We start from the raw sequence: 14,090 nt of genomic DNA, 5'->3' as shown, positions 1-14,090 counted from the left end.
CCGTTTTTTTAAACTAACGGTTAGCGTTAGGGTCGCAGCATGAAGAAAGTGAGCTTCGCCGAGTTCGGCGGCCCCGACGTCCTCCGCCTCATCGACGCTGAGGAGCCCCACGCGGGCCCCGGCCGGATACGTGTCGCCGTACGGGCGGCGGGGGTGAACCCCGTCGACTGGAGAATCCGCGAGGGCCAGATGCGGCCGGCCCTTCCGGCCGGGCTGCCGTCCGGTGTCGGACTGGACGCGGCCGGAGTGGTGGACGAGGTCGGCGAGGGCGTCGAAGGGGTCCATATCGGCGACCGCGTGTTCGGCGAAGGCGTCGACACCTACGCCGAGTTCGCCGTACTGCACGCCTGGGCCCACATGCCCGCGGGGCTCTCGTTCGAGGAGGCGGCCGGCTATCCCTCGGTTATGGAGACCGCGCTGCGCATCCTCCGCGAGTCCGGTGTCCGCCCCGGACAGACCCTGCTGGTCAGCGGCGCGTCGGGAGGGGTCGGGTCGGCGGTGCTGCAGATCGCCCGCGAGCGCCGCATCACGGTGATCGGCACGGCCGGGGCGGCGAACCAGGAGTACCTGCGCAGCCTGGGGGCGCACGCCACGACGTACGACGAGGGCTGGGCCGAGCGGGTAGGGGCGTTCACCGAGGTGGACGCGGCCCTCGACCTGGCGGGCGCGGGCGTGATCCGGGAACTCGCCGAGCTCACCGGGGACCCGGCGAAGGTGATCTCCATAGCGGACCTGACCGCACCGGATCTCGGCGCCCGCTTCTCCAACGTGGCCGGCAGCGTGCCGGACGCCCTAGAGGAGACCGTCCGCCTCCTCGGAGAGGGCAGGCTGCACATCCCGGTCACGAAGTCCTACACCCTCGCCGAGGCCGCGTTCGCCCACGCCGACAGCCAGGCGGGGCACACACGGGGGCGGCGGGTGATCGTCGTCTGACCGCCGCTCGCGTCTCGGAGTCCCGCGCGGGCGTGGAACGCGCCCTGCGCGCCCAGACGGCGGACGCGGGAGCGTAGCCCCGCACGCGCAAAGCAGGGGCACCCGGCACCACGCCGGGCGCCCCTGCCTTCGACCACTCCGGCGTCGGCTCGTTCAGAGAACGTCGCGCAGGTCGACCAACGGCAGGCCCTGTACGAGACCGGGCACGAGGTAGGTGCGGTAACGGCCCTCGGCGAACATGTCCCGCAGGTAAATCCCGGGGAAGTCCAGCGGATCGCGTCGGTTCGCCAGCGCGATCCGAACCCGGTAGCGGCTGTCTCCGTCAAGAACCAGCACGTCGCACCAGTCCGCCTCCGGTGCTTCGAGGCCGATCACGGTGATGCGGTCCTCGGCCATCTGCCCGACCCAGGCAGCCAGATCCTCCAACAGCCACGCCATGTTCATCCAGGACGGCGCACCGGCAGCGGGCTGCCAGTCATATGTACGGCGCCCCTCACGCCCGGTCTCGGGCGGCTCGCCCTCCGCATACACGGGTGGCTCCGACGCCCCGTCGATCTCGCAGAAGGTGATCTGCCGTGACTGGACTGTGAGTCCGGTGACACGGAAGCGGTCACATCCGAGGTCGAAGGCGACTTCCGACGCATGGGTGAGGAATTCGCTGTCCACGCCTTACCGCAGTCCGGAGTAGGGCCCGACGTAGCGGTACCGGTCCTCAGTGACGGCTGCTGGAATCGTCTGCTTGAGCGGACTGTGGCCGGCGGCCAGTTTTTCGCTGCCGGTGGCCGCCGGCAGCGCTCGTGCGGTGTGCAGCATCGCGGTGGCCGACAGGGGTGCATAGGAGCTCACGTACATCTCGCTTCCGTCCGAAATATCGCCCGCTTCCTCGGGGACACTATCGTCCAGAGGTGTGTTCCCGTCCTCTACATCGCCCTCTTCCACCACCTCACCCGGGGGAGTCTCGCTGTTGTCAGGAGCGTCCTCCTCCGCTATGACGACACCGTTCCCTTCTTCCGTGACGATGCCATCCTCGGCTGCTGACGAGCGTCGGTTCTCCTTCGCCAGGGCCGTACTGACCCAGTTCGGGCATCGCACGACGCCCTTGCAATACATTGTGATGACGCCCTTGTCATGGCCGTCACGCTGCACCTTCTCGTTGACCGAGAGGATCATCTTGTACTGCTTGACGAGGCGGCACCTTCCGTTGGTGCATTTGTACTTACCCGCATAACCCGTCATGTGATACGTCGTCGTATTCCCGACGCGATCGCGGTTCGGTGACTTCGCGATGTACTCGACCGCAGCGTACTTCGTGATGTTGTGCTTCTTCTTGACCTTGTTCCAGCCGAAGCCCTTGTCCTCCGCGCGCTTGTAGTAGCCGACCCGCAGAGAAGCCTTCCCCGGACCGGAGTAGTCGAGGTGCTTGAGGATCTTGTAGGCCGGGTTGGGTGCGGCGGTCCCGGCTTCGCCGTTGGTCGTAGCGGCTGCCGGTACGGCGAAGCTGCCGAGCATGACTGTGGCCGCGACGACAGCCGCATTGGCCTTGACTCGGTTCACTCTGGTCTTCCCCCTTTTTTGGTCTGCGCCGCACTGAGAAAGTCGGCACAAGGGGAGACCGTAAGCAGTACATAGTCATGATTCAAAGGAACATCAGGAACCAACAGACGTTTTCAGACACCACTCATCGCAGGTCCGATCGAAACGGCGCTTCACGCTTCAATCAAAAGCGGAACGACTCAGGAACCCGGTTACCGTGCGGACGAAGTCGTCGGGGTCGTCCACCCATGGGTTGTGTGCGGCGCCTTGCTGTACGACGTGCTCGCCGCGTGGGAAGAGACCCGCCACCTTCGCCGCCGAGTCCGGGCGGGGAGAGCCGTCCAGGGCCCCGGAGAGGACGAGGACGGGAGCGTCGAGGGCGGCCAGAGCCGTGCGGGCGGCGTCCTCGCCGTCGAAGGCGCCCGGGGCCAGATAGGCGGCCGCCGCTTCCTCGTCGAACGCCTTGGCGCATGCGGCGGCGTGTGTCTGCGCGGCCGCGTCCCAGCGGCCGTAGGACAGGCGGTCGAGCAGGTCGAAGTCCGCGTCGTCCGCCTTCCCGGACACCGCCCGTTCGAAGGCCGGCCGGACCTCGTCGTACCAGGGCTCGTCCCGGCGCAACTCCAGCGCCTCGCGGCGCCGTTCGACGGGGAAGTCGATTCCGGCGGTGCGCGCACGCGCGCAGACCAGGACGAGGGAGCGCACCCGCTCCGGGTACCGGGCGGCGTAGGCCAGCACGAGGTCACCGGCGGCCGAGTGGCCGAGGAGGTCCATCCGCTCCAGGCCCAGGGCGGACCGGAGCGCCTCGATGTCCTCCGCCTGCCGGTCCACCCGGAGGCCCGTGAGGTCGGCGGGCCGGTCCGAGTCCCCTGTGCCGCGCAGGTCCAGCAGCACCAGCTCCTGCCGGACGGCCAGCCCGCCGAGGTCGCCGAGGTAGGCGGAGGGCATCATCGGACCGCCGGGAACGCAGACGAGCGGTTGCCCGCCCCCGGAGCCCTTCCGGTGGTAGGCGAGGCGGGTCTTGTCGGGTGCTTCGAAAGTCGGCATGAGCCGGATGCTCGCAGGCGGGGCGGTGATCCGCTACGGCATTTGCAAGCACCCGCCGCGAAGCCGTCAGGTCACCGGAATCGTCCAGGCCGCCTGCCAGGTCGTCGGCCCCACGATGCCGTCCGCGACCAGCCCCTTCTCCTGCTGGAAGGCGACACAGACCTTCCGCGACCCCGCGCCGTACACGCCGTCGACGTCTATCGTCCAGCCGCGGTCCCGCATGCGCTGCTGCCATGTCCTGACGGACGAGTGCGTGGTGTAGGGCGGGTAGGTGAACAGGGCTCCGGGCCAGTCCGGCGCGTTGCCCAGATAGTCGACACTCGTGTCACCCCCACCGCCCGTGACCGGCGCGTTCCACGTCGCGTACCAGGTCTGCGGACCCACGACACCATCGACCGCCAGCCCCTTCTCCTGCTGGAAGGCGATGCAGACGCGGCGGGACTGAGGACCGTAGACCCCGTCCACCGTGATCGACCACCCGCGTTGCAGCATGCGGCGTTGCCAGACGGCGGCACTCGGGTGCTGCATGAGGGGCGGGTAGTGCAGGAGCGCACCGAGGTAGTCCGGCGCGGTGCCGGTGTCGTCCTGGTCGTGATCGGGCTGTGTGGGCGGCCATGTCGTCGGCGTGCCGGGTTCCAGAGAACCGTTGGTGACGTAGGTGTACAGCTTGCCGGGGCATGCCGTCGCGTAGAGATTGCGGTGGCCGAGGATCTCCCCGCCCGCGTTGCCGGTGCTGCGCACCAGACTGATGCCGAACCGGATGGCGTCCAGCATTTCGTGGGTGATGGGGTCGTAAGGGTCAGGGGCGCCGGCCAGCACCCGGCCACCGACCAGGCCGAGAATGGCGTAGTAGTTGCTGTTGCCGCTCGCCGATCCGTTCGCGCCGGTTCGCACCCCGACGCCGCGCCCCTCGAAGAGGTAACCGTGCTTGCAGGCGACGTACCCGTAGGCGATGTCGTCGTACTCGCCGCCCATGTGGTGGTTTTGGATGCCGCGGACGGCGGAGTAGCAGCTGCTGTGACTGCCGATGAGATTGGGCTGTCCACCGGTGTGATGGATGGCCACGCCACCGCGCCACGGGGTGAAGTCGTGGGACACCGCCTTGGGGGCCCGTGCGCCCCACTGCGACCGGCGGATGAGTCGGGATGTGGCCATTACTGCTCACCTCCCGTGCACTGCACCCAGCCGTTCAGCGGTTCCCGGGAGACGCCCTGGGCGAACCAGTAGTCCGAGACCTCGGGAATGATCGCGTCCGGGTCGGACGGCGCCAGCATGTCCCGTGTCGTCTCCTCGGCGCGGGCCGTTCCAGCGGCGCCCAGCGGCAGTACGGCGGCGGCAGCCACCGCTCCGGCCCCGAGGAAGAACGTGCGTCGCGTCGTTCTGCCGTTCTCGTTCTCGTCCGGACCGACCGGCTCGATCATCGTGCGGCCTCCCTTTGGTCGCTGCAAGAGGGCTTGCCCTCAGGTCGTAGGGCCCGCCCGGAACCACCGGCCTCGTGCGAACCGACGTGCGGCGCACTCGGTTGCGCATGGTCCGGACCCCCTGGGAGCAGAAGGTACGGTCAGGGCTCCGGCACGGCGTCACACGTCGGGTGGAAACTCCCCGCAAACCTGTGCGGTAGTCGGTGCGTCTTCTACAACTTCCGCGGTACTGGCACAGGTTGGCCAACCTGCCCGACGCCCGCGAGCGACGGGGCTCCTCAGCGGCCCACCGCGCAGGCGTCCCCGTTGAGCATGAAGCGCGCCGGCGGCGACGCGTCGCCGGTGTGCTCGGTCAGATAGCCGAGGGTGACGCTCGCGCCGGGGGCGATCGTGGCGTTGTGCGGGGCGTTGACCGCCGTGATCGTGTTGCTGCCCTGCGTCAGCGTCGTGTTCCAGTCGGAGACGACCGTCTGGCCGAGGGCGAGCGGGAACTGGAGCTCCCAGCCGTTCACCGGGGTGTCGCCGGTGTTGGTGACGGTGAGGTCGACCGTCATGCCGGTGCCCCAGGCGGTGACCGTACGGTCCACCCGGCAGGCGGGTTCCTCCTGTGAGAACGACACCTTGTGCAGGCCGCCGGGGAGGTCGTTGACCACGTAGAACTCGCCGTCCGCGGTCGTGCCCACCGACGTCACCTGGGTGGGCATCTCCCCGATCTCGGCCTGCTCGTAGCCGCCGTCGCCGTCGGGGCGCAGCGCCCACACGGTCGAGGAGCAGTAGTCGGTGGCGATGTACGTACCGCCGACCAGGTCGGCGTACTCCCGGCCCCGGTACACATGGCCGCCGATGACCGAACAGCCGCCGGTGTAGGGGGAGTACGTGAAGACGGGCTCCGTGTGCTCCTCACCGGGCACGCAGTCGCCGTTCGCGAACTTCTCCAGGCCCTCGTAGCAGGACCAGCCGAGATTCAACCCGCCCTCACCGGGGGCGAGGTGGTCGATCTCCTCCCAGCGGCCCTGGCCCACGTCGCCGATCCACATCGAGCCGTCTGCGGCGTCGAAGGAGAAACGCCACGGGTTGCGCAGCCCGTACAGCCAGATCTCCCCGCGGGCGCCGGGCGTGTCCACGAACGGGTTGTCGGCGGGGACGCAGTACGGGAGCGGGTCGCAGCCGCGGCTCACGTCGATGCGCATGATCTTGCCCAGCAGGGTGTCCAGGCGTTGCCCGGAGCGGAAGGGGTCGCCGGAGCCGCCGCCGTCGCCGATGCTCCAGTACAGGTTGCCGTCGGGGCCGAACGCGAGCTGGCCACCGTTGTGGTTGCTGTACTCGGCGTGCTCCTGGGAGAGCAGGACCTCCAGGCGGGAGTCGTCGAGCCGGTAGCGGGCGAGGGTGACCGCGCCGTCGGGCGGGGCCGTGTACGCCAGGTACAGGGTCTGGGTGTCGGCGAAGTCGGGCGGGAGGGCGATGCCGAGCAGGCCGCGCTCGTTGCCGGACTCGTCCACGGCCGAGGTGATGTCGAGGAGGGGGCTCGGGGCCAGGCCGGTGTCCGGGTGGTAGACGCGGACGGTTCCGGACTTCTCCGTGATGAACAGGCGGTCCGTGCCGTCGTCGGGGGCGGCGATCGCGGTGGGGCGCCTCAGGCCGGAGGCGACCTGGGTGGTGGTGGCGCTGAGGGAGGGCAGCGGTACGGCCGACGTGGCCCCGGTCGGCGTGGTCGCGGCCGGCGCGGGGTCCGCCGGCGCGGTGTCCGCCACGGCTGCGGGCAGGGGGGCCAGCACGGTCAGCAGGAGGGCCAGGAGGAGAGGCCCGGTCCATCGGCGTCTTGGCATGTCGGCTCCAGAGACGGGGACGCTTGCACGGCGGTGGTGCGGCGAGGGTGCGCTCCGGTGCTCGGGGTGCAGGGGTGGCGCGGCGCTGCGGGCTCGGTGGTGCGGCCGGTGGTGCGGCCACCGGTGTGCGTGGGAGCGCTCCCGCGAGTACGGCTTCCAGGCTGCGCGCCGTCACACGGGGCAGCAATGATTGAACGCGCCACTTTCTCCCCGCATGGCTCAAACGTTGCGCCCGCCTCAGCACCGGGCCTTCGGCGGCTCCACGGACGCGAGCACGGGTCGGGAGGGCTCGGGCGCCGCGGACGCCGCGCCGGGCCGCGTGGTGATCTGGCCCGCCACCGTCGCACCGAACGCCAGCGCCATGCCCGTCAGCTGCAGCGGCGTCAGCGACTCGCCGAGGGCCGCCCAGCCGACCACCGCCGCCGTGAGCGGGGAGAGCGGGCCGAGGAACGTGACCTGGGTGGCGGTGAGACGGCCGATACCCCGGAACCAGAGCCAGTACGCGATCGCCGTGTTCGCCAGGGCGAGATAGGCGTAACCCCCGGCCGCCGGGGCGTCCAGGGCGGGCGGGGCGCCCTCGGCCAGGAAGGCGACCGGCGCGATGAGCAGACCGCCCGCGGTGAGCTGCCAGCCGGTGAGGGCGAGTGGCCCCACGCCCTCCGGGCGGCCCCACCGCTTGGTGAGCACCGTGCCGGCAGACATCGACGCGGTGGCGGTGAGGGCCGCGAGGACGCCCAGGACGTCCAGGGCACCGGCCGCCTTCAGGACGACCAGGCTGACGCCGAACGCGGCCACGACGCCGGTGAGGACGTTCCGGACCGTCGGCCGCTGCCCCAGCAGCAGGGCCGAGAGGGCGACCACGAGCAGCGGGCCGACCGAGCCGACGACCGCCGCCATGCCACCGGGCAGCCGGTACGCGGAGAGGAACAGCAGCGGGAAGAAGGCGCCGATGTTGAGCGCGCCGAGCACCGTCGCCTTCCACCACCAGGCACCGCGCGGCAGCACCCGGGCCAGTGCGAGGAGGACCAGTCCGGCGGGCAGGGCACGCATCAGGCCGGTGAAGAGCGGGCGGTCCGGCGGGAGGAACTCCGTGGTCACGGCATAGGTGGTGCCCCACGAGACGGGGGCGAGGGCGGTGAGGGCGATGAGGGTGGCTCGGTTCGCGGACATGACGGGCGCGCCTCTTCCGGTCGGACGGTCGCTGCAGGAGGACCCCTGTAGGTCAATGGCAAGTAGCTTAGCGCTAAGTAACTTGCCATGGAGCAGCTTTCTGTCGATCCACTTTCTTGCGGGCGAGCCAGGTGCGGCGGATACTGCCGCCATGAGCACACCTCCCGGGCAGCGCCCCACGGACGCCGTCGACGCGATCATCGAGCAGTGGGCGCAGGTGCGGCCCGATCTCGACACGGCCGGCATGGAGGTCTTCGGGCGCATCTACCGGCTCGCGCGCGCCATGGGCGACCGGATGGAGAAGGCGTACGCCCGGTACGGGATCTCGCGCGGGGAGTTCGACGTCCTGGCCACGCTGCGCCGGTCCGGGGAGCCCTACACCCTCTCCCCCCGGCAGCTCTCGGGGACACTGATGCTCACCACCGGCGGGATGACGGGCCGCCTCGACAAGCTGGAGCGGGCCGGCCTGCTGCGCCGCTCCCCCGATCCGCACGACCGGCGCGGGCTCCAGGTCACGCTCACCGAGGAGGGGCTGCGCCTGATCGACGAGGCCGTCGGCGCGGGCCTCGCCGAGCAGACGGAGGCGCTGTCCGCCCTCGACGAGCAGCAAGCCGGCCAACTGGCCGGCTTGCTTCGGGAGTTGCTCATCGCGACGGAACGGTGACCGCCCGGCCGCCTCACCCGGAGTGGGCGGCCAGCGCGCTCTCGATCTCGGCAGGCCCGGCGGATTCGGCGGCCCACGCCACGTACCCGTCGGGGCGCACCAGCATGGTCGTACGGCGGCTCTCCGAGGCCCAGCGCTCCGCGGTCAGCCATCCCTTGCGGGCGCCCTCGACGTCGTACGGCTCGGGCGTGATCAGGACGAAGCGGCCGCCGCGCAGCGCCTCGTACAGCCGGCCGCTCCGCAGCGCCACGTCGGGGACCCGGGTGCCGGTGAGGCGGTGGGCGCCGCGCGGGGCCGGGTAGGCGTAGCCGATGCCGGAGATCTGGGCCAGCGCCTTGGCCCTGGCGGGCCGCACGGCGTTGAGGACCACGGTGACCAGGGCACGCACGGCACGCAGGGCGGGGTTCGTCGCCCGCGCCAGCCGGACCAGCCCGCCGCTGCTGCGCAGCACGGCCTTGCCGACCGGGTGGCGTTCGGCCTGGTAGGTGTCCAGGAGACCTTCGGGCGCCCTGCCCTGGACGGCGGCGGCGAGCTTCCAGCCGAGGTTGGCCGCGTCCTGCAGGCCGGTGTTCATGCCCTGGCCGCCGGCGGGCGAGTGGACGTGCGCGGCGTCACCGGCGAGGAAGACCCTTCCGACGCGGTACTCGGGTGCCTGCCGTTCGTCGCTGTGGAAGCGGGAGAGCCAGCGGGCGTCGTGCATGCCGTAGTCGGTTCCCAGGGCGCGCCGTGCGACCTCCTTGACCTCGTCGAGCTCGAGCGGCGCGTCGTCGGGGACCTCGTGCCGGCGGTTCCAGCCCATGACCCGGTACCAGCCGTCGCCGAAGGACGCGATCATCGCGAAGGAGTCTCCCGCTCCATTGACGGTGAGCACGCCCGGCGGGCGCTCGGCGAGCCGGACGTCCGCCAGGAAGAGGGACTTGATGACGGAGACGCCGGGGAAGGGCAGACCGACCGCCCGGCGCACGGCGCTGCGGTGGCCGTCCGTGCCGACGACGTAGGCCGCGCGGCGGGTGACGACGGTGCCGTCCGGGACGCGGACGTCGAGGTCGACACCCTCGGCGTCCTGGCGCAGCCCCACGACCTCGTGCTCGAAGAGGAACTCCACGCCGAGCTCGCGCGCCCTCTCCTCCAGCAGCCGTTCGACCTCGTACTGCGGGGTGATGAGCAGGTACGGGAAGCGGGAGGGGAGGGTGCCCAGGTCGAGGGAGAGGCGGCGGAAGAGGCGCAGTTCGGTGATGGTGCTGCCGGTGGCGAGCAGGGGCTCGGCGAGGCCGCGGGCGTCGAGCTGCTCCAGGGTGCGGGCGTGCACACCGAAGGCGCGGGAGAGGTTGCTGATGCCGTGGGGGCGCCTCTCGACGACGGTGACGGGGACGTTGGCGGCGGCGAGGTCACCGGCGAGGAGCAGCCCCGTGGGGCCGGAGCCGACGACGATCACCGGGCGCGCGGGGACGGGGGTCCGGTCGGGGGTGGGTGTGGTTCCGGTGCCGCTCATGGGGGCCTCCTGGGTGCCAACGTTCGTTTGCCAACGCTTGGTGGCCAACGTTTGGTGGCCAACGCTTGTTGACAACAGTAGGCCGCTGGCGCGGCGGGGTCAACATTTGTTGGCCTACGCATGTTGGCATGCGACCCGCGGCCCACCTCCGTCGGCCCACGATTGTTGGCATACAAACGTTGACCTACAAACGTTGACCTACAGCCGTTGACCTACAGCTGTTGACCTACGGTTGTTGACCTACAGTTGTTGGCATGACAGCCGGCAAGACCCCCGCACCGCCCCAGCGCCGCTCCGAAGCCACCCGCACGGCCATCCTCGAAGCCGCTCGCGAGCGCTTCGCCGCGGACGGCTACGAGCGCGCCACCATCCGCGCCATCGCCAAGGACGCGCACATCGACCCGTCGATGGTGATGCGCTACTACGGCAACAAGGAGGGCCTGTTCGCGGCCGCCGTCACGATCGACCTGCGGCTGCCGGACCCGGCGGCACTGCCCCGGGACGAGGTGGGCCGGGCCCTGGTGACGCACTTCCTCGCCATGTGGGAGGAGAGCGAGGTGCTCACGGCCCTGCTGCGGGTGGGCACGACCAACCAGGCCGGGGCCGAGCGTATGCAGGGCATCTTCCGGGAGCAGGTCCTCCCCCTCGCCCAGCGGTTCTGCCCCGACCCCGAGCAGGTTCCGGCGCGCGCCGCGCTGGTCTCCTCACAGCTGCTCGGGTTCGCCCTCACCCGTTACGTCCTGCGGTTCCCGCCGGCCGTGGCACTGGACATCCAGGAGGCGGCGGCCTGGCTGGCTCCCACCGTCCAGCGCTATCTGACGGCACCGTTCCCGCAGTGAGCGCGGCCCCGTGCCGCCCGCCGCGGCGGCGCCCCGTGGGAAACACCGAGGGCGCCGCCCTCGTCACGTACGGCGGATGCGCGTACGCACGAACGGGGCGGCGCCCTCGGGGAAGTGCGCGGGGCCGGTGAAGCGGCCCTGGATCAGGCCTTGGCCTCGGCCTTGGTGCTGATGTTGGAGCTGGTGACGTCCTTCTTCTTGTGCGACTTGTCGCCGATCATCACCAGCGCGGCGATGCCCAGGAACAGTCCGATCGGAAGGAAGACGTAGAGGCCCAGCGTCTCGATGACGCTCAGGCCCGGACCGGGGTCGTCGCCGTCGTCGCGGGTGAGCGCGAGCGCGGGGGACGACATGAGCAGCATCATCAGCGTCGTACCGGCTGCCAGGGCGCCGGCGCGCAGGGCGTTCTTCTTGTCCACGCTCCCAAACTATCGAACGGGGTTCAGTGCCGCGCGGCCGGGGTGTCGTAAGAGGGTGCTCCCCGCTCCCGCTTCCACTCCCGCTCCCGCCTGCCCGCGGCGGCGGGGCATGGCGTCACTGGTCGGACTGTCCGAGCACGTCCATCAGCGCCCGCAGCCGCGCCGACCCCGCCAGCTCCTCCAGCGTCACCGGCCGTCCGTCGGCGTCCGCGATCGGAAGGCGCCAGTTCGGATACTGGTCCCAGGTGCCGGGCAGGTTCTGCGGCCGTCGGTCCCCGACGCCGTCCGGCAGCCACACGCCGATCATCCGCGCCGGTGTCCGCAGCAGGTACCGGTGCACCGCCTGGATCTCCGCCTCCTCCGAGGCGGCATCCGACACGTCCTCCGAGGCACCCTCCGAGGCGTCCCTCCGCAGCAGGTCCAGCCGCCGCAGCAGCTCCCGCCACTCCCCCACGTCCGCCGCCGCCTCCGCCCGCTCCTCCTCCAGGGGCCGGGTCAGCAGCCCCAGGCGGTCCCGCAGCTCCACGTGCTCGCCGCTGAGCCGGGCGGCCGTGGACGGCAGGTCGTGCGTGGTCGCCGTGGCCAGGCAGTCGGCGCGCCAGCCGTCCGGCGGCAGCGGGCGGCCGTCGCCGTCCCAGTCCCGCTCGAACCACAGCACCGACGTGCCGTACACGCCGCGTTCACGCAGCGCCTCGCGCACCCCCGGTTCGACGGTCCCGAGGTCCTCGCCGATCACGACCGCCCCGGCGCGGGAGGCCTCCAGGACGAGCACGGCGAGCATCGCCTCGGCGTCGTAGCGGACATAGGTGCCCTCCGTGGGCGGGTGGCCCTCGGGGACCCACCAGAGCCGGAACAGGCCCATGACGTGGTCGATGCGCAGGGCGCCCGCGTACCGGAACAGGGCCCGGAGCAGGGCGCGGAAGGGCGCGTAGCCGGAGTCGGCGAGGCGGTCGGGCCGCCAGGGCGGCAGGCCCCAGTCCTGGCCGCGCGCGTTGAAGGCGTCCGGGGGCGCTCCGACGGACATGCCGGCCGCGAAGTACTCCTGCTGCGCCCAGGCGTCGGCGCCGCCGGGGTGGACGCCGACGGCGAGGTCGTGGACGATCCCGACCGGCATGCCCGCCTCGCGCGCCGCGCGCTGGGCAGCGGTGAGCTGGGCGTCGGTGAGCCAGACGAGGCGGGAGTGGAAGTCGACGCGGTCGGCGAGGTCGCGCCGGGCGCGGGCGGTGCCGGCCGAGCGGGGGTCGCGCAGGGGGGCGGGCCAGCGGTGCCAGTCCGGGCCGTGGACCTCGGCGAGGGCGTTGTAGGTGGCGTGGTCCTCCAGAGCCCGGCCCTGCGCGGCGAGGAAGTCGGCGTAGGCGGCGCGGCGGCCGGGGGCGAGCGGGACCGCGTGCACGAGTTCCAGGGCCTCCCGCTTGGCCTCCCAGACCGCGTCCCGGTCGATCAGCGCGCCCTTGTCCAGCACGGCCTCGCGCAGTCGCCCGGCCCGCTCGAGCAGGGCGCGTAGGCGGTCCGGGTCGTCGGTGTACGCGAACTCGGGGACGTCCTCGACGCGGAGGTGGACCGGGTCGGGGAAGCGGCGTGAGGAGGGGCGGTAGGGGGAGGGGTCGGTCGGCGGGCCGGGGACGGCCGCGTGCAGGGGGTTGACCTGGATGAATCCGACGCCGAGGGTGCGTCCGGCCCAGCCGGCGAGTTCGCCGAGGTCGGCGAGGTCGCCCATGCCCCAGGAGCGGCGGGACAGCAGGGAGTAGAGCTGGACCAGGAGGCCGTGGGCGCGCCCGGGCGGCCGGGGAAGCCCGGGTGGGGCGACGATCAGGTGGGCGCGGGCGGTGCGGCCGTCGGGCGTGGTGGCGGTCAGCTCGTGCACGCCGGGCGGGAGGCGCTCGGCGGAGGCGCGGGTCTCGCCCTGTTCGGTGCGGACGAGCAGCCGGGTGTCCCCGGGGAGCGCGGCGAGGGCCCGCGGGGTGGCGGTGCCCCAGCCGACCACGGTGGGGGGCAGCAGCCGTTCGCCGAGTTCGCCTTCGCGGGCGGTGAGGGCGGCGCGGACGGCCTCCGGGGTCGCCGCGTCCACGCCGAGGGCGGCCAGCGCGAGGGTGACGGCGGTGGCCGTGGCCGCGACCGTGCGGTCCGGGGAGGGGCTGTAGGAGGTGGCGACGCCGTGCAGGGCGGCGAGCCGGGACAGGTCCTCGGAAGGGGGCTCAGCCGGCCGTGGCGCGGTCACTTACGGCTCCGGGCGGTACTGGGCCGGGAAGGAGTCGAGTCCGGAGGCGTCGGAGGAGTCCATGAAGGCGTCGGACTCGCTGGTCAGGGGGGCGGCTTCGGCGAGCGGCGGTTCGCTGGTGAGGGGCTCCGCGTCGGGCAGCGGGGGTTCGCTGGTCAGGGGGAGTTCGGTGCAGGGACCCTCCGCGCTGAAGACGCAGAGGTGGAGGTCGTCGGCGGTCGGCTCCGCCTCGGGTTTGGACAGGGCGGGGGAAGGAACGTACGCCGGTGCAGCCACAGTTGGCCTCCTCGTCGAGCACGGTGCGCGGATCACGCGGGCGTGCGGGTGCGGGTCGTGCGGGTTATCTCGCAGCCCTACCCAGCGGGCGCGATGCCAGACGCACAAAGTCTCCCAACGTGCTCCTGCTCACATTCTCACCCTGCCCCGTCCCTCCACAGTGGGACAAATGCGCCACAACGTCCACTCTCATTGACACGTTCACCGCAGGAATGGTGGGCTCTGGATTTCTCGGTAACGGAATGGACACGGCCG

The 14,090-nt window shown here is 71.6% G+C and carries 14 protein-coding genes; 3 read left to right on the top strand and 11 right to left on the bottom strand.

The genetic code is table 11. The annotated features are described in order from the left end of the window. Window positions 1-39 precede the first annotated feature (39 nt). A complete protein-coding gene (locus ACZ44S_RS00130; protein ID WP_466922451.1) occupies window positions 40-933 on the top strand; it encodes an NADP-dependent oxidoreductase in 894 nt (297 codons plus the stop codon). 153 nt (window positions 934-1,086) lie between these two features. Here the strand turns inward: ACZ44S_RS00130 and ACZ44S_RS00125 are convergent, their stop codons facing one another. The 7 genes from ACZ44S_RS00125 to ACZ44S_RS00095 form a co-directional block, all read right to left on the bottom strand. Then, complete coding sequence (locus ACZ44S_RS00125) at window positions 1,087-1,599, bottom strand: hypothetical protein (RefSeq protein WP_466922449.1); 513 nt, start codon at window positions 1,597-1,599, stop codon at window positions 1,087-1,089. 3 nt (window positions 1,600-1,602) lie between these two features. Further along, a complete protein-coding gene (locus ACZ44S_RS00120; protein WP_466922447.1) occupies window positions 1,603-2,487 on the bottom strand; it encodes a hypothetical protein in 885 nt (294 codons plus the stop codon). Window positions 2,488-2,646: 159 nt separating this feature from the next. Continuing rightward, the gene (locus tag ACZ44S_RS00115; RefSeq protein WP_466922444.1) at window positions 2,647-3,510 is read right to left on the bottom strand and encodes an alpha/beta fold hydrolase; all 864 of its coding nucleotides are present in this window, start codon (window positions 3,508-3,510) and stop codon (window positions 2,647-2,649) included. Between the two features lie 66 nt (window positions 3,511-3,576). Next, entirely contained in the window at window positions 3,577-4,665 is a 1,089-nt protein-coding gene (locus ACZ44S_RS00110; RefSeq protein WP_466922442.1) for a peptidoglycan recognition protein family protein, read from the bottom strand. Next, complete coding sequence (locus ACZ44S_RS00105; protein WP_466922440.1) at window positions 4,665-4,931, bottom strand: hypothetical protein; 267 nt, start codon at window positions 4,929-4,931, stop codon at window positions 4,665-4,667. The genes ACZ44S_RS00110 and ACZ44S_RS00105 overlap by 1 nt, the downstream gene beginning before the upstream one ends. Before the next feature lie 278 nt (window positions 4,932-5,209). Next, on the bottom strand, window positions 5,210-6,757 hold the full coding sequence (locus ACZ44S_RS00100; RefSeq protein ID WP_466922438.1) for a PQQ-dependent sugar dehydrogenase: 1,548 nt from the start codon (window positions 6,755-6,757) through the stop codon (window positions 5,210-5,212). A 237-nt stretch (window positions 6,758-6,994) separates the two neighbouring features. Further along, the gene (locus ACZ44S_RS00095) at window positions 6,995-7,927 is read right to left on the bottom strand and encodes an EamA family transporter (protein ID WP_466922436.1); all 933 of its coding nucleotides are present in this window, start codon (window positions 7,925-7,927) and stop codon (window positions 6,995-6,997) included. A gap of 151 nt (window positions 7,928-8,078) precedes the next feature. On the opposite strand from ACZ44S_RS00095, the gene ACZ44S_RS00090 reads away from it, so the two are divergent. Next, a complete protein-coding gene (locus ACZ44S_RS00090; RefSeq protein ID WP_466922433.1) occupies window positions 8,079-8,591 on the top strand; it encodes a MarR family winged helix-turn-helix transcriptional regulator in 513 nt (170 codons plus the stop codon). 13 nt (window positions 8,592-8,604) lie between these two features. On the opposite strand, the gene ACZ44S_RS00085 is transcribed toward ACZ44S_RS00090, so the two are convergent. Beyond that, window positions 8,605-10,083 carry an FAD-dependent monooxygenase gene (locus tag ACZ44S_RS00085; RefSeq protein ID WP_466922431.1) on the bottom strand — a complete coding sequence of 493 codons (1,479 nt, stop codon included), beginning with the start codon at window positions 10,081-10,083 and terminating at the stop codon, window positions 8,605-8,607. A gap of 254 nt (window positions 10,084-10,337) precedes the next feature. Here ACZ44S_RS00085 and ACZ44S_RS00080 point away from each other — a divergent pair, with 254 nt between their 5' ends. Continuing rightward, window positions 10,338-10,922, top strand: coding sequence for a TetR/AcrR family transcriptional regulator (locus tag ACZ44S_RS00080; RefSeq protein ID WP_466922428.1), 585 nt, complete (start codon window positions 10,338-10,340; stop codon window positions 10,920-10,922). A gap of 143 nt (window positions 10,923-11,065) precedes the next feature. Here ACZ44S_RS00080 and ACZ44S_RS00075 read toward each other — a convergent pair whose 3' ends face one another. The 3 genes from ACZ44S_RS00075 to ACZ44S_RS00065 form a co-directional block, all read right to left on the bottom strand. Then, window positions 11,066-11,341: a hypothetical protein gene (locus ACZ44S_RS00075; RefSeq protein WP_466922425.1), complete on the bottom strand. Its 276-nt coding sequence runs from the start codon at window positions 11,339-11,341 to the stop codon at window positions 11,066-11,068. Between the two features lie 115 nt (window positions 11,342-11,456). Beyond that, a complete protein-coding gene (gene malQ, locus ACZ44S_RS00070) occupies window positions 11,457-13,559 on the bottom strand; it encodes a 4-alpha-glucanotransferase (protein WP_466922422.1) in 2,103 nt (700 codons plus the stop codon). Then, window positions 13,560-13,835, bottom strand: coding sequence for a hypothetical protein (locus tag ACZ44S_RS00065; RefSeq protein ID WP_466922419.1), 276 nt, complete (start codon window positions 13,833-13,835; stop codon window positions 13,560-13,562). Between the last annotated feature and the right edge of the window lie 255 nt (window positions 13,836-14,090).

Source organism: Streptomyces malachitofuscus, from assembly GCF_055571035.1.
The sequence above is the reverse complement of the archived record's forward strand: the minus strand, read 5'-3'. Positions and strand labels throughout refer to the sequence as shown.

Excerpts from the sequence above, each read along its gene's own strand:
- ACZ44S_RS00080 (WP_466922428.1), top strand. The coding sequence starts at position 10,338 with ATGACAGCCGGCAAGACCCCCGCACCGCCCCAGCGCCGCTCCGAAGCC.
- ACZ44S_RS00090 (WP_466922433.1), top strand. The coding sequence starts at position 8,079 with ATGAGCACACCTCCCGGGCAGCGCCCCACGGACGCCGTCGACGCGATC.
- ACZ44S_RS00095 (WP_466922436.1), bottom strand. The coding sequence starts at position 7,927 with ATGTCCGCGAACCGAGCCACCCTCATCGCCCTCACCGCCCTCGCCCCC.
- ACZ44S_RS00130 (WP_466922451.1), top strand. The coding sequence starts at position 40 with ATGAAGAAAGTGAGCTTCGCCGAGTTCGGCGGCCCCGACGTCCTCCGC.
- ACZ44S_RS00085 (WP_466922431.1), bottom strand. The coding sequence starts at position 10,083 with ATGAGCGGCACCGGAACCACACCCACCCCCGACCGGACCCCCGTCCCC.
- ACZ44S_RS00110 (WP_466922442.1), bottom strand. The coding sequence starts at position 4,665 with ATGGCCACATCCCGACTCATCCGCCGGTCGCAGTGGGGCGCACGGGCC.
- ACZ44S_RS00100 (WP_466922438.1), bottom strand. The coding sequence starts at position 6,757 with ATGCCAAGACGCCGATGGACCGGGCCTCTCCTCCTGGCCCTCCTGCTG.
- ACZ44S_RS00115 (WP_466922444.1), bottom strand. The coding sequence starts at position 3,510 with ATGCCGACTTTCGAAGCACCCGACAAGACCCGCCTCGCCTACCACCGG.
- ACZ44S_RS00105 (WP_466922440.1), bottom strand. The coding sequence starts at position 4,931 with ATGATCGAGCCGGTCGGTCCGGACGAGAACGAGAACGGCAGAACGACG.